Annotated in this window: 16 protein-coding genes; 3 read left to right on the top strand and 13 right to left on the bottom strand. The window is 46.8% G+C overall.

The window, feature by feature from the left end; genetic code table 11:
* Positions 1-57 precede the first annotated feature (57 nt).
* The 3 genes from LEPBO_RS0132495 to tnpA all read left to right on the top strand — a co-directional run bounded on the left by LEPBO_RS0132495 (position 58) and on the right by tnpA (position 2,466).
* Complete coding sequence (locus tag LEPBO_RS0132495) at positions 58-579, top strand: O-acetyl-ADP-ribose deacetylase (RefSeq protein ID WP_017291779.1); 522 nt, start codon at positions 58-60, stop codon at positions 577-579.
* A gap of 80 nt (positions 580-659) precedes the next feature.
* Positions 660-1,895 (top strand): hypothetical protein, encoded by a 1,236-nt coding sequence (locus LEPBO_RS0132490; protein WP_017291778.1) that lies wholly within the window; start codon positions 660-662, stop codon positions 1,893-1,895.
* Positions 1,896-2,031: 136 nt separating this feature from the next.
* Positions 2,032-2,466: an IS200/IS605 family transposase gene (gene tnpA, locus LEPBO_RS0132485; protein ID WP_017291682.1), complete on the top strand. Its 435-nt coding sequence runs from the start codon at positions 2,032-2,034 to the stop codon at positions 2,464-2,466.
* Positions 2,467-2,521: 55 nt separating this feature from the next.
* On the opposite strand, the gene LEPBO_RS0132480 is transcribed toward tnpA, so the two are convergent.
* From LEPBO_RS0132480 to LEPBO_RS0132420, 13 genes are all read right to left on the bottom strand, one after another.
* Positions 2,522-3,121: a hypothetical protein gene (locus LEPBO_RS0132480; RefSeq protein WP_017291777.1), complete on the bottom strand. Its 600-nt coding sequence runs from the start codon at positions 3,119-3,121 to the stop codon at positions 2,522-2,524.
* Between the two features lie 116 nt (positions 3,122-3,237).
* The gene (holA, locus tag LEPBO_RS0132475) at positions 3,238-4,188 is read right to left on the bottom strand and encodes a DNA polymerase III subunit delta (protein ID WP_017291776.1); all 951 of its coding nucleotides are present in this window, start codon (positions 4,186-4,188) and stop codon (positions 3,238-3,240) included.
* Between the two features lie 3 nt (positions 4,189-4,191).
* Positions 4,192-5,019: a ThiF family adenylyltransferase gene (locus tag LEPBO_RS0132470; protein WP_017291775.1), complete on the bottom strand. Its 828-nt coding sequence runs from the start codon at positions 5,017-5,019 to the stop codon at positions 4,192-4,194.
* Between the two features lie 9 nt (positions 5,020-5,028).
* Entirely contained in the window at positions 5,029-5,616 is a 588-nt protein-coding gene (locus tag LEPBO_RS0132465; protein ID WP_017291774.1) for a hypothetical protein, read from the bottom strand.
* Positions 5,613-6,350, bottom strand: a complete 738-nt coding sequence (locus LEPBO_RS0132460; RefSeq protein ID WP_017291773.1) for a hypothetical protein — start codon at positions 6,348-6,350, stop codon at positions 5,613-5,615. The genes LEPBO_RS0132465 and LEPBO_RS0132460 overlap by 4 nt, the downstream gene beginning before the upstream one ends.
* 18 nt (positions 6,351-6,368) lie before the next feature.
* Positions 6,369-7,229, bottom strand: coding sequence for a hypothetical protein (locus tag LEPBO_RS0132455; protein ID WP_017291772.1), 861 nt, complete (start codon positions 7,227-7,229; stop codon positions 6,369-6,371).
* Positions 7,230-7,232: 3 nt separating this feature from the next.
* Positions 7,233-7,700, bottom strand: coding sequence for a hypothetical protein (locus tag LEPBO_RS0132450; protein ID WP_017291771.1), 468 nt, complete (start codon positions 7,698-7,700; stop codon positions 7,233-7,235).
* Positions 7,697-8,170 carry a hypothetical protein gene (locus tag LEPBO_RS0132445; protein WP_017291770.1) on the bottom strand — a complete coding sequence of 158 codons (474 nt, stop codon included), beginning with the start codon at positions 8,168-8,170 and terminating at the stop codon, positions 7,697-7,699. The genes LEPBO_RS0132450 and LEPBO_RS0132445 overlap by 4 nt, the downstream gene beginning before the upstream one ends.
* 14 nt (positions 8,171-8,184) lie before the next feature.
* Positions 8,185-9,150, bottom strand: a complete 966-nt coding sequence (locus LEPBO_RS39130) for a sigma-70 family RNA polymerase sigma factor (protein WP_017291769.1) — start codon at positions 9,148-9,150, stop codon at positions 8,185-8,187.
* A 10-nt stretch (positions 9,151-9,160) separates the two neighbouring features.
* Positions 9,161-10,447 carry a beta clamp domain-containing protein gene (locus tag LEPBO_RS0132435; protein ID WP_017291768.1) on the bottom strand — a complete coding sequence of 429 codons (1,287 nt, stop codon included), beginning with the start codon at positions 10,445-10,447 and terminating at the stop codon, positions 9,161-9,163.
* Positions 10,425-11,537 carry a bifunctional DNA primase/polymerase gene (locus tag LEPBO_RS43515; RefSeq protein ID WP_017291767.1) on the bottom strand — a complete coding sequence of 371 codons (1,113 nt, stop codon included), beginning with the start codon at positions 11,535-11,537 and terminating at the stop codon, positions 10,425-10,427. The genes LEPBO_RS0132435 and LEPBO_RS43515 overlap by 23 nt, the downstream gene beginning before the upstream one ends.
* Positions 11,538-11,552: 15 nt before the next feature.
* The gene (locus LEPBO_RS39125) at positions 11,553-16,475 is read right to left on the bottom strand and encodes a DEAD/DEAH box helicase (RefSeq protein WP_017291766.1); all 4,923 of its coding nucleotides are present in this window, start codon (positions 16,473-16,475) and stop codon (positions 11,553-11,555) included.
* An 83-nt stretch (positions 16,476-16,558) separates the two neighbouring features.
* The gene (locus LEPBO_RS0132420) at positions 16,559-17,398 is read right to left on the bottom strand and encodes a hypothetical protein (RefSeq protein WP_017291765.1); all 840 of its coding nucleotides are present in this window, start codon (positions 17,396-17,398) and stop codon (positions 16,559-16,561) included.
* Between the last annotated feature and the right edge of the window lie 65 nt (positions 17,399-17,463).

The following is a 17,463-nucleotide window of genomic DNA, read 5'->3' as shown; positions in this document are numbered from 1 at the left end:
CGGCTATGATTCTCATAAGGTAGAGCTTCTGCTTCGTTGCATTGAGAGGAAATCCAGATGGCTGCGATCGACAAACTTGAAATTAGAATTGCAGATATCACCAAACTTGAAGTCGATGCGATCGTAAATGCTGCAAATACATCTCTTTTGGGTGGCGGTGGCGTGGATGGAGCAATTCACCGCGTCGCAGGTTCACAACTCCTCGAAGAATGTCGAATGCTCAGAGGCTGTAAAACTGGACAAGCCAAGATTACCAAAGGCTATCAGCTACCCGCAAAGTTTGTGATTCATACGGTCGGCCCGGTTTGGCAAGATAGCACGCAAGGAGAACCCGAACTACTGGCTTCTTGCTACCGTGAAAGCTTGAAATTGGCAACTCTGCATCACGTGAGAACGGTTGCATTTCCAGCGATTAGCTGCGGTATTTATGGCTATCCCATCGAGCAAGCTTGTACGATCGCGATCCGCGAAACAGTCAGCTTTCTGCAAGACAATGGCACGATCGAGAAAGTGATTTTCGCGTGCTTCAGTCCTGAAGTTCAGACTGCTTATCAAACGGCTTTGACTACGATCGAGTAACTGGCACATCTTTTCAGTTTTGAGAAACGACGGCAGCTATAACAAAGCATCCTCGCTTCTCAGATCACCTGTGAGCTTTTATGCAAATCTTTCTCTGTTTGATTTTGTTACTGATCTCCTTGGCGTTTCCCTTCGCTTTGCGTGGTCAATCTGCAACGCCAGAATTTGAATCTTATCTGATTCATGGCAAATTCCGAGCAGGCGAAACTGCGCTGCTGACGAAATTACAACAAACCCCCAACGACGATCTCACTCGCTTCAGTGTCGGTATACTGCAATTGATGGACGGAACAGAACGACTGATGCAGTCGCTCTATCGCTATGGACTCCGCCAAAATACCTTCACTAGCTTTTTTCCGATTCTGCGTCTACCTGTCCCAACCAATCCCAATCCGCAAACTGTCACCTATGAAGAGACGCGGCAGATACTTCAGACCTTGCTGACTGATCTTGCAAAAGTACGATCAACGCTTGATCCGATTCAAGATCCCACCATCAAGCTGCCGATCCGACTGGGACTAACCCGGATGGACTTCAACGGGGATGGCAAGCTCGACAATACTGAATCCTTCTGGAATGTTCTCACTCGCATCACCGGAATTCGAGCGACTGAGCAAACTGCAAAAGCTTTTACGATCAACTTCGATGCCGGAGATGTCGCTTGGCTGCGGGGATACTGCAACTTATTAGCCGCGATCGGGGAAACAGTTCTCGCCTACGATGAGCAGCAATTGTTTGATGCAACGGCACATTTGATGTTCACCAAACCACAAACTCCTTATCCGTTTCTAGCAAACGGTCGTAAGGTGTTTCAGTACGGCGACAATCTCGATCTGGTCGATGTTGTTGCATTCTTTCATCTGATCAATTTTCCGGTTCTGGAGCCACAGCGACTGACAACTGCACTACAGCATCTACAAACCACACTGGCGCTCAGTCGCGACTCTTGGAGGCTGATTGTCGCGGAGAAAGATAACGATCGAGAATGGTTGCCGAATCCGAAGCAGAAGGGTGTGATTCCTAATGCTGTCGTGACCCAAGCGATGATTGATAGCTGGCTCAGTTTTGTCGGTGAGTCGGAAGAATTATTAGCGGGCAAAAAACTCGTTCCATTCTGGAGATCGCGTGAAGTTCGAGGGATCAATCTCAACAAAGTGTTTACGCAGCCGCGCAACTTAGACTTAGTGCTATGGGTACAAGGCACTGCACCTGCGCCCTACCTGGAACTAGGTAAGCAGACCGATGCTAATATTTGGCAACAACTTCTATCTGTGTTTGGTGGACGCTTTTTCGGCTTCGCGGCTTGGTTCAACTAGCAAAAACGAGTCTCAAGCTTTAATTAATTCGGTAAACCCCCAGCTCGGCTGGGGGACTCACAAAGTTTGACAGTTCCGGGAATCTAAGAAAGAGTCTCCTTGCACGAACACAGTGATTCGTGCAAGGAGACTCAAAATGAAAGATATCGGAAGTTTAAGTCATACGAAGTGGGAGTGCAAATATCATGTGGTATTCATCCCCAAGTATCGAAAAAAAGCGTTGTACTACGAGCTACGGCAGCATTTAGGCGAATTGTTCCGAGAGTTGGCAGCGCAGAAGGAATGTCGGATTGAGGAAGGACATTTGATGAGCGATCATGTGCATATGCTGATCTCAATTCCACCGAAGTACTCGGTGTCGCAAGTGATGGGATACATCAAAGGCAAAAGTGCGATTAGCATTGCGAGAACGTATCAGGGGCGGCGGAAGAACTTTACGGGACAACACTTTTGGGCAAGAGGATACTATGTCTCGACGGTGGGACGTGATGAGGCATTAGTGCGCCAGTACATCCGGGATCAAGAAAAAGAAGATCAGCGGGTGGATCAATTGAATTTCTTCAACGAGTAGCCCGAATGCCTCCTTCAGGAGGTGCTGAACTGCCGCTTTGAGCGGCGCACATACGTTAAAGCCTTCGGCTCTGCCGGAGGTTTATTACTTGATAGCGAGAAGGGTTCTCCTGCACTTTCTCATAAATGCCTTGGTGGGAACCTCTTCCGAGAATTAGGGCAACACTCTTTCGAGCAGTTTTCAGATCCGCTTCTTTCACCGATTGATACAGCGAGCCGATCACGTCATCGGTGGTCATCGGCTCACTTGCCCCCTGCATGATTTGCTGCACTGCCTGTGTCGGTGTCATTGATTTGAAGGTACGCTTGAGGGTCAAAGATTGTGTGGTCGCAGTAGACTTTGATTCCTTCGGCTCTGATGCGACTTCAACGGGCTTCGCTTTTGCGGCAGCTTTCTGAGATTTGGGTGCTGCTTTAGGCTTAGATTGTGTGGCTGCTTTGGGCTTAGATTGTGTAGGTGCTTTTTTACTGGTACTTGCTGTCTCAGTAGGGCTATCACTTCCCAATAAATGGTTGATCTGTTGTAATGTCTGATCAATCTCGGCGGTTGCCTGTGTGACAGCCGCTTCAATAATTGCATCGCGTTCGTTGATTAAGCGATCGCGTTCCTGCTCAAGTTTTGCTCTGGTGTCTTCTGCCAAAATTGAAAATGCCATGATTGAACTACCCTCACACTACAACAAAAAGCTATTGTACTCGTGAGTGATTCTTTTATTGAAAAAATTTCTAAAACCTTATTCCTCTATCTTCAGAAGCATTTTGAAGGGATTGCCTAGGGTTGATCACAAATTTCAAATACAAGCAAGTGCAGCACATTTGATGAACTGCTCGAACTTGATTTAATTTCAAACTCTGTATGCAAAATTGCATTCAGACAATTACATAAACGATCGGTTGATGTACTTCCCAGCATTTGGCGCAAAAAGTAGACTTGATTAGGATTGCGAATCTCGGCGATTTGGGCGATCTGAGCATTGTTATGTTGTCCTGCTTCGATCAGCGATCGCACACAAAGCCACAGTCGAAATCGACTTGCTAACGTCCGAATGATTTTGAGAACAGGTTCATTCAGGGTCATCAATTGCGCCAATAGTCGCAAAGCTTTTTCTCGATTGCTCTCCAGCAGGGCTTGAGCAAGATCAAGCGCGGTTGCTGTCGTTGAAGTGATTAAGTTTCCAACGACAGCCGGGATTAGCTGAGTGTCATCGCCGTTGCTGTAAAGAACGAGCGTTTCGAGCGCATGGTGTAAAGCGCGAGAATCGTTCCCGATCGCTTGCTGAAGAACTTGAATCGTATCTGAACGAAGCCTTAAACCGAATTGGATTGCAGTAGTTTGAATCCATTTATGAATCTGGTCAGTTTGCCAGGGTGGGAGGCGATCGAACTTTCGGATCTGGGTGCATTGCTTGAATAATTGAGTTGGTGCATCAGAACTGCTGAAGATCAGATGTGTTGTGCTTAGCGGAGCGGCTAAGACTCCTTTGAGCAACGGGTAGAGCGCGTGACCGAATGCAATGGCAGGGAAGTTTCGCACCCAAATAAAACGATCTCCAGACCCGAATGGTAGAGTCAACGCAGTTTCGAGCGCTTGGCGTAACTCACGATCTTTTGACTCTCGGACAATAGAACTATTGAGAGAATTAATATTGAGCGACTGTTTGAGCGTATAGATGGCTTGCTCGATTGCAAACTCATCATTGCCATAAAAGTAGTAACCTGGCATGGTTCACCGATTCATAAACTGCGCGATCGTTTGCGGGGAGTTATACCGAGTTTGAGTGGTTCCTGTCTCCAAATCAAAATACGTTGCCCATTTCTTTAACTGTCCAAATAACAGTCGATTGAGGTAGTCAGATGCGATCGCGGCACACATTCCGTTAACCGATTGAGATTGAGCATTCAGTATGGCAATCTCCGCGCAACTCATTGGTGCATGGGTTAGCTGCTCTGGTCTAGGCAGAAGGATCTCAGGATGTACCAGAGCTGGAGATGGCAGTGTAAGACAGTGCGAAGGGGTTTGAAATGCCCATCTCAGATGATTTGGTGTAGGAGCGCTGCCTAGTAAGATTTGCCCGGATTCTCGATGATTACCTAAATCTAGCCACCAGCGTTTCGGCAAATCAGAGGAAGAGTTTTGATTTAGAGATTGTGCGATCTCACTTCGAGCAGGTCCGTCGTCCACACAGCCAATCAGGAAAATCAGCCAGTTATAATATCCTTGGAGTAGGTCAGCATTGAAAAGTGTTGGATAAGCAAGAATTTCCACTCCCCACAGCAACGAATAACGAGCCGCTAAAACTTGAGCCTTGTTGAGTCCAATTTCCGCATCACTAAACCGCTGTCTGGGAATGTTCTTGATTTCAACGGACTGTGGATCAATGAATAAAGCTTGAGCGCGTTTTCCTTGCTGTGTTAGTAATCGGCAAAACCTGGCGATCGTTTCTGCCATGTATGAGCCATTGCCACCGCATCCAATGAGAACCAGTAATACTCGGTCAAATTCGCCAAGCCAAATCGGTTTAGCTTCTAGATAGTCAGTGTTGATAATGTGCATGAGCGTTACCTAAAACTCTGAAACCTCGAAAACCCAATGCGCTGGAATTGACCAAAACATTCCATCAATGCCAACACGAGTAATCAACTTGGGAACTGTATCCACGTCCGCTAAGATGGCAAAAATCCGAAAGCCTGTCGCGATTTGAGTGTCATCGGCTGAAAAGGTCGTTGCATTTGGCGGATGGCTATGAACCTCGATCGTCGCTGTCTGATAATCATTGTCGGATGCTTCAGAGAGAATTGGCTGAACTGAATTGCGAGTCTGTATCTGAGACGGTACAGTTAATTTCCATTCATCCTGGCTCCAATGAAAATAGAATAGCGTTTCGACGAAGGGGCGAGGAGAGTTTGCAATTCCAATCATTTGAGTAACTAAATTCGCACTAATCCGAGGACGACGAAGCGTAAGGCGTGGTGCGATTGATTTCAGCCCTGGAATCAAGAGCGATTGAACTAGAATGATTGCGCTGAAGTCAGGTCGTTCAGCACGGATAAAAATACCGTTGCCTGCAATTAGGTAATCTCGAATGCTGCCATAGTGTTGAGGTAAGCTATCTTGATGAATAAAGTGATAGCCGATCAGTGAGTGAGTCATAGTTGCCAAGAATGGGGTGAGTGATTCAAAATAGCGTGACAAGCCTCGTCACAAGTTTTCCAAGTGCAAGGGCATAGATCATTCAGGGGATATTTCCGTTTCGTTGAGTTCGCGATCTTCCACAACTGCCATCGAATATCTTCAGATTGCTTTGATTTACCGTTTGTTTGATGGCTGTTGAAAAGTCCCTCCCACCACGTTTGCCAAATTCGATCAATCGTTTGAGAATTTGCGAACGGTTTTTCATTCTGCCCAAAACACAGCAGTCCGTTACTTGCTGCATTCGGGAGTGGAGGCTGATAAAGTGAAATCGTGGGTTCAAAGCTCTGTTTGATCGCCCAAAGGTAGACTTGAGCCTCGATCGCAAACAAAACGAATCCAGGTAGCGGTATTGTCAAGGTAACACGCTCTTGAACGACAGGACGAAATTGAGAATCCAGGAGCAGGGTTAGTGTGTAGCGTTGAGGTGGATGCACTTGAATCAGCCAGTGTCGATCGCCCATTTTTCCAAGTCGCACAACATTGGATGAAAGCCAACCGCTATCTTCTTCTTGATGATCAAATGCAAGCTTAACGGCTGATGGGCTGATCACTTTATACTGATGTTCGCCTTTCTTGCCGCGATAATGATAAAGCAGTTGATCCTCAGCAAAGATGATTTCTGCCTGAGCATTGATAAGCGGACGCGGGGCATCAGCTAGTAATTCAGGAATTAGATTGGATGAAATGGTCATATTGCTATTTGGAGGTAATCATCTAAATTCATGCCTAATTGACCAATTCTGATTTAGCTCTGATGCGGTCATAATTTTGATATTGGGAACTGCCGGAATTGATTTTGCTGACTGGTTCCAAAGTTCTAACAGTTGAATCAGCCGAGCAGGGCGCTCTGTGAGCCAATCGACTAAAACTTGAACGTGTTGCTGAGCCTGAATTGCTCTACGATAGTAATAAGTTAGCTCCTCGATCGCTTCTACACTCCACGTCCAAAAATCGACATATTCATAATCGTGATTGTCAATGAATGGATTGTTAGTATCGCGATCAAACATCTGAACTGCAAGGTGAAAATAGTTTAGTGGCTCGGGCATTGATTCACAATTGAGCTTGAATTTTTGCCAGTCAATTTGGCTCGGTGAGATCGGAGCCAAAAGCGGAACTGCGAAAAATGTTTGCTCAACCATGTCCCACTCGACCTGCTCGGACAGTCCTAGCAAGAGTTTTTCTAGGATATCAAGCTCCTCCCATTCATACTCGTCGTACCAATAGTCAGGCGTGATTGAGTAGATCGGAATGCCAGTACATAGACCTTCATCACCATCAACAGGTAGGTAAAAAAGTCGATCGTGAATCAATGCAAAAAACTCCAGTTCTTCCTCACTGTGCTGCTCAGACTCCCAGTAACGCCTTGCAGTACTCAGACGAAATTCAAATGGGAAGAAATGCTGATAGAGAAAACGCAGCTTGAGGTGTAACTCAGCCGTTTCTAAATAGCTTAGAGCAATGTCTGGATCAACAACCATTGCTCTGAGCCAATCCAGTTCATGCCCATAAAGTGACGGAATTGGCAAAATGGGAAGAACGGTTTGAACTGTGGGAGGCGGGTAAGACATCGCTTAAAAGCCAGAGAAGGGTCGAGATAGAGGTAAGGGCGTTCTGCGATCGAGTTGACTCAATGCAGTTTGAATCGTTCTTTGCTCGATCTCGCCCTCGTGCATGGCTTGGCGAATGTTTTCTTGCATCATGAGTAAACACTCCGGAGTGAGAGCATTTTGCCAGTTTTGATAGCGGAGTTGCAGATAAAGTGCGATCGCTGGATTTTGATGAGCAGGAGCCTCTTCCAAAATTTGCCGAATTGCAGCAAGTGACGCTCCATTTTGTCCAGCCTGCTTGATCAAAGTAATTGTGCCATCTTCGTTTCGTTGAACTTTAGCAGTTCGGGCGCTGGCAATTCCATAGGCGCTGAGGGTGCTTTTGAGAGCTTCGTCATTGTTCGCGATCGCGGCTGGAAGTTGAATCGCTGAACGATCGCCATCGTAGAACACTGAAATTGTTGGCTCTGTAGATTCGTTTGGTGTCGTCATGATGGTAAGTCAAATAAACTGCGCTGTGTCCCTTTCACTTCCTTGGCTGGGGTTAGCTTTTTGCTCGATTCTATATGCTCAGGGCGTTGGTTGAAGGACGAGGATTTCTGTTTTGCAGTTGGGTCTAGCTTGGGTTTAGCAGCTTCGGCGTTTGCTCGATCGATTTGGCGTTGAGCAAGAACTTGTCCGTATTCAGAAATCCAAGTTGGAAGATGCGATCGCACCTCATCCAATTGGTTTTCTCGAAACATTGGAAGCAAGTGAGCCACTTCATCAGGACTGTGAATTCCAGGCAGAATGAGTCGCCCATTTGGATCTTGATCATCAGGCAAGAGTGTGAAGGTAAGAAATAGCAGTGAGGGCAGAGAATCAGCATTTTCAGGCTCGGTTGAAGTAGTTAGTTCTCTCGAATCTGAGCCATTCACATCTGGCTCAGTCGGCGAAATTGAATCATCTGTTGAAGAAGTCATAGGCATTGAGAAAGCTATTTATTGAGAAAGTACTGTTGAAGGTTTGGATTACGCTGGAGAATTTTTTTAGCTTTAGCTTCAATTTGACGAATGCGCTCACGAGTTAGATTGAGAATTTGCCCAATCTGCTCAAGTGTCATCGGATCGCTATCTAGCCCAAGCCTTAGTCGTATTACAGTTTGCTGCTTTTGGGTTAAGCCTTCCAGTGCTTGTTCGATCGAGTCGCGCAGAAGCATTCGATCAACAGATTCTATTGGTGTTTCATAGGCTGACGTGTCGATTTGCTCATCAATGAAATTGATTAATGGATCATCCGAATCAGAATTAATGGGACGATCGAGAGAATCAATCGATTGAAACGTCTCCTGTAGCTTGGTTAATTGCTCGATCGACACTTCGAGTTCAGCGGCGAGTTCTTCTCGCGTTGGGCTACGACTAAGGCGAATTGTTAGCTGTCGATGAACCTTGTGCATCCGATGCCACTTTTCATAGAGGTGAACCGGAATACGAACAGAACGCCCGTTGTCCATCACCTCACGCGCAATAAATTGCCGCACCCACCAGACCGCATAGGTTGAGAATTTGTAGCCCAGTTTTGGATCAAACTTTTCAGCTGCACGATCGAGTCCAATTCTGCCAGCTTGCATTAAGTCTAAAAAATCTTCTGTGCTGTAATGCAAGCGGCGTTTTTTAATGACTGACACTACAAGGCGTAAGTTGTGCTGGATCATTTTCGATTTAGCACGATTGCCCTTTCGCAGAATTGCTTGAATCTCAGTAGTAGAGATTTGCAGTGCCTGAGATAATTCATTCAGCGTTGGTTCGCGATCGAGTGATTGAACGAGAGCTTGCTTTCGAGTGAGGATTGTCATCATCTGCTGAATTTGAGTGCCGTATTCTTGCTCTTCGTCTTCTGTCAGTAGGGGGTATTGACCCATTTGATTCAAATAATCTCGAATCGAACTGAAGTTAGGAGTCATAGGACAGTTACTAGATTTCGACGGGCATCAGTAGAAAAGTCAACCTGGGTTGGTCAGCAGCACTCTCAGGTGCAGCAATCAGAAGCGGTGACTTTTCAGCAATGATGTGGAGCTTGGCTTCGGTATGGTTGAGTTTTTGGATCACTCGCTGAAGGTTAGCTGCATTAAGGTGTGTGGTCAAAGAAGCTCCATTGATTTGCCCAGAGATTGATTCGCAGTGCCCACCGCTTGCAGATTTGCTTTCTGTATCAAGTCCGGTTGAAGTTGCCGTAAATTTAACCACTCTTGTATTAATGCTCGTAACCATAACTAGATGGCGGTCTAAACAGCTAATGATCTGGCTTTGATCAATCGTGACGGTGGTTTGCACTTGCTGTCTCAGATTGCTCAAAATATTGCGATAGTTTGAAAAATTTCCTTCTAACACTCGAACAGTCAGGCTGTGATGCGCGTTATTCTCACCGTAGCGAAAGCGAACGATTGAGGTTGGCGCTTGCTTGGATTTTTCAAGCTCGATCGCGACTGTTTCGCTGACATTGAGATCTAAAAGTTCAGAGAGTTTCGTTAGGGCATCGGCTCGAACAATGCAATTAAAGTCTGGTGTTTCTTGTTCTAGTGTAGTCGTTTGATACAGTCCCAAAACGTGACCATCTGCCGCACACAAGCTGAAACAAATTTGTTCAGACTGTTTCCATAGTTGAATTTGAACGCCGTGATGGGGTGTTTGGCTTTCATCTTTGGAAGCGCACATTGAGATCGCTCGAATCGATCGTTGAAATTCTCTCGCATTCAGTTCGTAAAGCTCAATGGTGCCATCGGGTTCAGGCAGCTTTGGATAATGAGTCGCGGGTTTAGCAGGAATTTCGCTGTGCGCGATCGCGCTCAGTAATCGAAGTTGAGTCACCCCAGGCGCGACTTCCAGCGTGATCGCAGTCTTTGGCATTTTCTCGATCAGACTGGAAAACTGTAATGGCGGAACGAGTAACTTACCCGATTGTGCGACATTCGTAGGTAGACAAACGCGCATTCCAATCTTCAGATCAAATCCTTGTAGAAAAAGCTGCTGAGTGTCGGCACAAGCTTCGATGACCAAGTACTTGAGTTCTGGATTCGTTCCTTGAGAAGGGACAGCTTTAACAACCAACTGAGTTAGTTCTGAAAGCGTTGCTTGTTGCACGGTTGCTAATCGCCCTTCGGGGATTGCTGGTTGCGCTTCAACAATAGGTGCTTCTACTTCTACTGGCTTGGTTTTAGCCGTCGTTGATTTAGTTGATTTACGCTTTGTGGTTTGAGTCATGAGAGCTTTCCTTGAAATAAGATGAGTGTGAAAAACGAACAGCTTTTTGAACTTGTCGATCGCAACCTGCCTCACCGAGATAGCGGTAAATGGCAGGCATGGAATACCGAATCGAAACACTGTGAGAGTGACTATTGAGAATGCGCTGAATCCTCGCTGCATCTAGCTCTAATCGCTGTCCTACGATCTGACAGAATGTGTCAGCCGATGGAGCTAAACGGTAGGGATAGTTTTGCAGCCAGTTCTCCCAGCCGAAAACTTCTCGTGTGATCGAGCAGAGAACATCGCTTCTTTGCCCAACTGGAATTTCGTTCAATTGTTGAAGTAGAAATTTCACTCGCTGGCAAATTAGGTGTTCGATCGCAATGGGATGATCAGTTAATGATGAAAAGATATTCAAAGGCTCGATCGCCCGTAGTGTTTGCGTTGTCCGAGTTCGAGCAAAGATGCTAATGCTATCAAGTGATTCGATTTGAATCGGCATGACTCGCTGAATCGATTGATATTGCCCATTTTTTCCTTGAGTTGGTGCTAATACAATGATTTTTCCTTCACCAATTATCTCACCAGCTTGAAAGCTTTTGGGTTGAAAAGCAAAGTTAGAAAAAACGGGCAATGGATTGCAGCGCACTCCAACATGCCAACCCTGACTCTGGCTGATTTCGATGAAGGTCAATTTGAGACAGGGTGCAAACTCTAGATAGGCTTCTAGAATTGTTCGACAGTCTTCGATCGATTGAAACCGATGCACGTCGAAATCAAGCCAAACGGTGTTATTCCATCCTCCCATCGTGGCGATTCCCGTTCTCCGATCGCAAAACCAGCGCTTGATTTCGCTGGAACTGGGGAGGCGATGCTGAAAGTCCTGATGTTTGATGAGGGATGGATAGCCATTGAAATTGAGATAGGAAGGATTTTTCCCAGTAAACCGGGGGAGTGGTTCAGTGTTTGGAATAATTGGCAGCTTTGGGTATTGGTGCGGGTCGTGATAGGGCGCGATCGGGAGCGGCGGATAACCGTGATCGAGGAGCCATATGATCGTGTCATTGATACCAGGATTAGGACTGTAGCGATCGCCAAAATAGGACATGGATGTGGGAGTAAACTAAGCAGCCAGAGCAACTGCATCCATCTGAGCTTCGGTCATCAGCCCCAGAGCTTCATTCATTTGCTCTTGCCGTTCCAGTGCAGCTTTGAGAACGTCCGCTTTCTCAAAGGATTGTCCAAAGAGCGGATGAATTTGTTCAAGTTCTGCGGTTAGCATCTGTAGAGTTTGATGACAGGTTTGAATTGCTCTTGTGATTTGGTCAGGACAATGTTCTAATGCTTGAAGTGTTCCTTTGGCGGTTTCTCGAACTTCCGTTTCATAGCTGCGTTCTCCTTGTAAGCGTAGGATAGTAGACTGAAAGATAGGTTCATGCTCGATCCATAATTCAAATCCAGCAAAAGAGCCGATCGCTCGTTTAGCAGCACGTCTACTTTGGGTCAAATCGGCTGCAATATCGTGTAGGGCTTGAGCCGCTTCACTTCGTGTGGTGTAGGGAATTTGAGAACCATTGAGCATCAGTTGAAAGGCTTCTCCTTGTGTTGGAATCAGTGTTTGTGCATCGTGCTGGTAGGCGTTGAGAGCCTGTTGAACGCTCGCGATTTGGTGAGGGAGTTGATCGAGTTGTTGAGCGATCGCAATTTGTGTTCCTTGCCAATCTTGCTCCTCAATCAATAGTTTTTGGATTTGGTTATCCAACTCTACTTTTTCTAACAATCGTCGATCTCCGGTTGCCGTCGCCATGAGCAAGCTAAAATCGAGCGTCGTTTCGTCAATGTCCTCGATCGTTCTTACAGTTTCATCAGTTTGATACAGTCCTTCCTTGATAAACCGAGCTTTGCGGACATTGACTTCATAAAGGTATGAATCCGGTGAAAGTCCTTGAATTTGCTTATTCTCTTCGTTCTGGTAAGGCTTGCCTGTCGTGACATAGGAAACGATTTCGACCTCTGAGTGCATATTGCCGGGTCGGAGAATGCGTCCGTCACGCTGCCAGCGATCAGTCGGACGAAGTGGACAATCCAAATGCCGCAGCACCTTGAGGCGGTCTGGAATTTGAGTTCCGACTCCGATTGTCGGCGTACTGCCACAGAGAATTCGGACATCGCCTTGGCGCACTTGGCGAAACAGTTGAGCTTTCTGCTCGTCAGTAGTTGCATCTTGAGCAAAGGCAAGTTCATGTTCTGGAATGCCACGATCGATTAAACGACGCTTCAGATACGGATGAATAAACCCGTGACCAATATCGACAAACAGCAATTGAGTACATCGCTCTGTCTGTGTTTCGGCCCAGGTTTGATAGGTATCCTCGATGAATTGCTCCAACTTGCTGCGTTCGTTTGCCAAGACTGCAATTTCGGTATCATCTAGAAATTGGCGTAACACCGAGTTTGGTAGACAGCGTAGATCAATGACACCTTGTTTGACGTGAGTGGTGATGAGTGGATAGTTATCCGTTTTGGATCGCCGTCCCTGAAGTTTTTTCGCTCGTGCTGCAATGTAATCGAAAAACTTCAATTGTGCGGCTGTTGCGGGAATCTCAGCCGTTTGATAATCTGGCCTCGGCTTTTCAATATCGAGTTGCGACTCAGTAACGATGTCTGCGACTAATAGCCAAAGTTCTCGAAACTCAGGTAAATTTGACCAGCTAGATAAGCGTGTCTTGATCTCAAGTGTTGTCGCAGCGGTGATCTCAGCAGAAACTTTTGGTTCAGCAAACGTTGAGATGAACGAGTCAAAGTGACGAATCCCTCTGGCTTTAAGAACTTGCGGGCAGAGATAAACTAAGTTCACCCAACTTTGTCCGAGTGTGTTTTGAATCGGGGTTGCCGTTAGAAGAACTAAGCCTTTGTCTCGTCCGTGTAATTGAGCTAAATACTGAGTTTTGTAGTAGAGATCTGAAGCGCGATCGGAGTTAGAAGACGAAATTCCCAACACGCCCTGCATCTGTGTTTCAGTCGCCAAGCCTAAATAATCGTGGCTCTCATCCACCAGCAGTAAATCAATGCCTAAATCTTCCCAGTAAACGGTATTGTCGCGTTGCACTGAGTCGATGTGTTCTCGAATCTTCTCTTCTGTGCGATCGACTTTCTTCTCTAGCTGTTTCGCCGCTCGTTTCCCGCTACGCTTGCGTTTGTCATCTTCGCTGCGAACGCGCTCAGTTTCATTTGCAATAATTGAATCAATTGTTTCGGTTCGCAGTCTGAGCATCTTGAATGCCGTTTGGGACATCACAATGAAGTCCCATTCTCCAGTTGCGGCACGAGAAACCAGTTCCTGCCGTTTTTTAGCCGAATCCAGATCACGAGTCGAAATCGTGAGAATTCGCAATCCTGGATAGATTTGTGCGGCTTCTGCTGCTTGCTGGAGAACGAGGTGATCTTTGACGACAAGAGCAGGTTTGGTGCATTGGTGGTGATGGCGCATTTCTTGAGCGGCAACGATCGCTATCGCTGTTTTCCCAGACCCAGTTGGGTACTGGATCAGGGTATTGCTGCTACTAATAATTCGCCAAATCGCATTCAGTTGATAAGCCCGTTTCGGATTGTAGAGACGATCTAGCCAGGTTGCTGAAACGCCTTGCAGCTTGCCTTTAAGATGAGTGCCGTCATATTGCCGACGACGCAAACAATTGAAGTCGCGATTATAGATTTCAACCAGTTCGGTGGCTCGCTTCCAATCTTGCCAAATCCAGCGCTTGAAGAGTTCTTTCAGACGTTCTTGTTTCAGCAAGGCTCGACGAGTTTCGTCCCGATTTTTGACTCGTGTATCCTTGTCGATCGTGTCATACACCGCAGGCAATTTCTGATTCAATGCCAGTTCAACCAAGCGAATTGCAGAAACACGGCTCGTTCCGTATTGCGAAGAAATCAAGGTGTTATTAGCGCCGCGATATTCAACCTTCCAATGGGCACTGTGAATCGAATGAGTCACCCGCAGCAACTTGGATGAGCTTGCTTCCTGAATTCCTAATGTTTCACGAATGAAGTCCTCAATCACCTCGACTGGAATCCAGGGAGAACCGAGACGGGCGTAGATTTGTCCTGCCTTTAGCGGCTTGGGTTGCACCTGCTTGAGTGCTTCAACGTTGACCAAGTAAACAAGAGATTCCTGTGAAGCTGTGGCTGCTTGTTCTAGTTTAAGTCGGACATTGCCGCTCAAGTATTCTTCAGCGATAATCCAACTGTCAAGATCGGGATCGCGGAAAATGAGCGGTGTCGTTCCCGATCTCTGAAGCTCCGACACAATATTGGCTTCTGACTTGCGATACAACTCACTCATGTATGCCAAATCGACAGCCCCACGATCGGCAAGTGAGTGAACAAGGGCTTCTGTTGCTGTTTTCACTTCGTCGATCGCAGGTACTCGAACTAGAGTGCGCTTGAAGAATAAATCGGCTTTTTCTGTTTCTTCTGGACGATCTGGATTCCAAACTTCTAACGCCAGCAGTAGCGGGTATTCTGGATCATCTCCAAACGCAAGTTCATTGCCCTGAGAATGCAGCCAGCCGTACGGCGTAATAAATTCGTCGTAGCGTTGGTTAAGAATGATTTGAGCTTGTTCTAGTTCGCGATCGTCATCTGATTCCCATTGAATATTCAGCACTCGTCGCACTGCATCGCGAATCTGAATCAGCCACCACAGCCGTCTACGCTTCATGCCTTTCACCGCCACTTGGCGAAGCTGCCCGTCGCGGCATTGATAAGGCTGATCCCGATACCAGACGTAGGCGAATGGTTTGACCGAGGCTTGCAAATCTGGAGGAATGGGCAGAGAATCTCGTGAACTGGAACTGAGCGTAACGTGAAGGGGGCGCGATCTGTAAACATTTTCTGGTAGATCACGCAGAGCATAACTTAGCACCTCTGGTAAATTGGAATGAATCGGTTGGAGTGAGAGTCGAGGGCTGGCGTAGAGCTTATCGATCGCAAGTTCACCGAGTAGATGATTCGGATGAGTGCGAAAGTAGTGATTGAGCAAAAGCGGTTCCTGCGTTTCTGGATTCAGAATGGGGCTTTCGACTAAATCAATCCATTCTTCAGCGTTGCCATCTTCTCCCGGTGCAAGCGTTTGAAAAAACAGCAAATCTGCGGGGGCATCGGTATGACTGAAACTACGGAAAGCAGTCATCGGAAGTTTGAAAGCGCCTAACAGGCAAACTAAGCTGCTAATTCGTTCACGAAATGCTTGACTGCGTTTTGATTGCAGTGTGCCAACCGAAGTCAGAACGGCAATGATTCCACCGGGACGAACGGCTTGAATCGATCGCGCTAAACAATAGTTGTGCAACCCATCAAGCGACCAATTGACAAACTGCGGATCATAGGGCGTAACTTCCGAGTAAGGGACATTCCCAATACAGCCATCAAAATGATTGACAGCCAATCGAGTCCGTTCCAAAGCTTGAAGATAAACGGTTGCTTCTGGGTAGAGTCTCTGACAAATGCTGCCACTGATCGAATCAATCTCAACGCCCGTCCAACGGCATGACCAATCCGAGGGTGCGAGTCCGATAAATAGCCCTGTGCCAACCGTTGGTTCTAACCATTCTCCGCCATTGCAACCGAGTCGAATGAGTCCTTCATAAATGCACTGAGCGATTGCAGGTGGCGTATAGTAAGCTGTGGTCATTGTCCCCCGCATTTGAGCGAATTCTTCAGGAGTCAATAGCGCTTTCAGTTCAGTCGCCAGCTTTGCCCATTCTGATTTCGGTGGGTCAACGAAAAGATCTGCACTCAGCCCAGACCCTAAATGAAGACATAGCTGGATTTGCTCATCGATCGTAGGAAGTCGATTAGCTGTCCGCAATTGTTTGAGAAGCTGAATGGCTTTGATACTATCCTTGACTTTTTGACGCTGAGAGCGAGTGAGTGAAAGTTGACTCAATAAGCGATCTTGTGGAATGCGAGTGGCAGATTGCAGCGATCGTGAAATTGAACCAGTAACATCATTCGTTTGAATCCAGGTAAATAGGTCTGTCATGATTGGTAGGACTAAAGAACACAAAGAAAAAGACTGACCGAAGTCAGCCTTAAGGGAATGAGGTGTTGGAAGTTTGTTGCGAACTATTTGATCGCGGCAGTTACTAGCTCTGGAGAACCATTTGCCATCAGTAGTTGATCCGCTTGCTGGCTCATTTGAGCTTGCAACTTCTGCCGCACTACTTCTGGGTCAAACGTGGACTTTACTCTTGGTCGGTAGTCGGGTACGTTTGAAAGCTGTCCACGTCCATTCAGCGTGTCTGCGTGATCTAAAGGCACTTGATTCGCAGCACGTTCCTGATACTGATCAAGCTGCTCTTGATTGATTGCCAGCAGGTAGGTACGCATCAGATTGCAGCGCTCAGTTTCAGTGAGATTGTGCGTGGTCGGAGGCTGTCCTGAGCCGACGCGATAGCTCGTTTTAGCGCGATCGATCACACAAGCTGCACCAAGCGATACCTCTTTGTCGTGACGTGCGATCGCATCCTTGAGAATCTTCTGAATCCTCTTCTTCAGCACCTTTGGCGCGTTACTGGCTTGATCTTCCAGCAGGCTCTCACGAGTTTCGAGTTGCGAGAGGTACTGTTCCTCGAACACCTCGGCAACGCCTTCCCAGGCAGGCGCGAAAATGTCCTCCCACAAACGTTGCTGATCGTATTCTGGGTAGAGATACTTTCCGGTGTAGGGATCTTTGCGTCCGCGTGTCCCTGCAATTTCGTAGTCTACCAGATCGCCGTTTTGCAGGTGCAGCCAGAACAACCGACGACGAGTGTACCGCCAAACGAGTGTGCGGAAGCCGTAGCAGAGCGATCGATACTCGTTATAGAGGGCATTGACTTGATTTACTGCTTTAACGGAAACCCCGTGAGTGGGATCGAGCGCCAGCTTTCGAGCAAGGTCTTTGGAATCGCCATAATAAGACATTGAAGAAATTCCTTTATCTGAAGTTTCTATCTTTGTCGCTAGACAGTTTTTTACATACCAGAAGG

It is taken from the genome of Leptolyngbya boryana PCC 6306 (genome assembly GCF_000353285.1).
Taxonomy (GTDB): Bacteria; Cyanobacteriota; Cyanobacteriia; order Leptolyngbyales; family Leptolyngbyaceae; genus Leptolyngbya; species Leptolyngbya boryana.
Note: the sequence above shows the minus strand (reverse complement) of the source record. Positions and strands in the feature narration are given on the sequence as shown.

Excerpts from the sequence above, each read along its gene's own strand:
- LEPBO_RS0132495 (WP_017291779.1), top strand. The coding sequence starts at position 58 with ATGGCTGCGATCGACAAACTTGAAATTAGAATTGCAGATATCACCAAA.
- LEPBO_RS0132490 (WP_017291778.1), top strand. The coding sequence starts at position 660 with ATGCAAATCTTTCTCTGTTTGATTTTGTTACTGATCTCCTTGGCGTTT.
- tnpA (WP_017291682.1), top strand. The coding sequence starts at position 2,032 with ATGAAAGATATCGGAAGTTTAAGTCATACGAAGTGGGAGTGCAAATAT.
- LEPBO_RS0132480 (WP_017291777.1), bottom strand. The coding sequence starts at position 3,121 with ATGGCATTTTCAATTTTGGCAGAAGACACCAGAGCAAAACTTGAGCAG.
- holA (WP_017291776.1), bottom strand. The coding sequence starts at position 4,188 with ATGCCAGGTTACTACTTTTATGGCAATGATGAGTTTGCAATCGAGCAA.
- LEPBO_RS0132470 (WP_017291775.1), bottom strand. The coding sequence starts at position 5,019 with ATGCACATTATCAACACTGACTATCTAGAAGCTAAACCGATTTGGCTT.
- LEPBO_RS0132465 (WP_017291774.1), bottom strand. The coding sequence starts at position 5,616 with ATGACTCACTCACTGATCGGCTATCACTTTATTCATCAAGATAGCTTA.
- LEPBO_RS0132460 (WP_017291773.1), bottom strand. The coding sequence starts at position 6,350 with ATGACCATTTCATCCAATCTAATTCCTGAATTACTAGCTGATGCCCCG.
- LEPBO_RS0132455 (WP_017291772.1), bottom strand. The coding sequence starts at position 7,229 with ATGTCTTACCCGCCTCCCACAGTTCAAACCGTTCTTCCCATTTTGCCA.
- LEPBO_RS0132450 (WP_017291771.1), bottom strand. The coding sequence starts at position 7,700 with ATGACGACACCAAACGAATCTACAGAGCCAACAATTTCAGTGTTCTAC.
- LEPBO_RS0132445 (WP_017291770.1), bottom strand. The coding sequence starts at position 8,170 with ATGACTTCTTCAACAGATGATTCAATTTCGCCGACTGAGCCAGATGTG.
- LEPBO_RS39130 (WP_017291769.1), bottom strand. The coding sequence starts at position 9,150 with ATGACTCCTAACTTCAGTTCGATTCGAGATTATTTGAATCAAATGGGT.
- LEPBO_RS0132435 (WP_017291768.1), bottom strand. The coding sequence starts at position 10,447 with ATGACTCAAACCACAAAGCGTAAATCAACTAAATCAACGACGGCTAAA.
- LEPBO_RS43515 (WP_017291767.1), bottom strand. The coding sequence starts at position 11,537 with ATGTCCTATTTTGGCGATCGCTACAGTCCTAATCCTGGTATCAATGAC.
- LEPBO_RS39125 (WP_017291766.1), bottom strand. The coding sequence starts at position 16,475 with ATGACAGACCTATTTACCTGGATTCAAACGAATGATGTTACTGGTTCA.
- LEPBO_RS0132420 (WP_017291765.1), bottom strand. The coding sequence starts at position 17,398 with ATGTCTTATTATGGCGATTCCAAAGACCTTGCTCGAAAGCTGGCGCTC.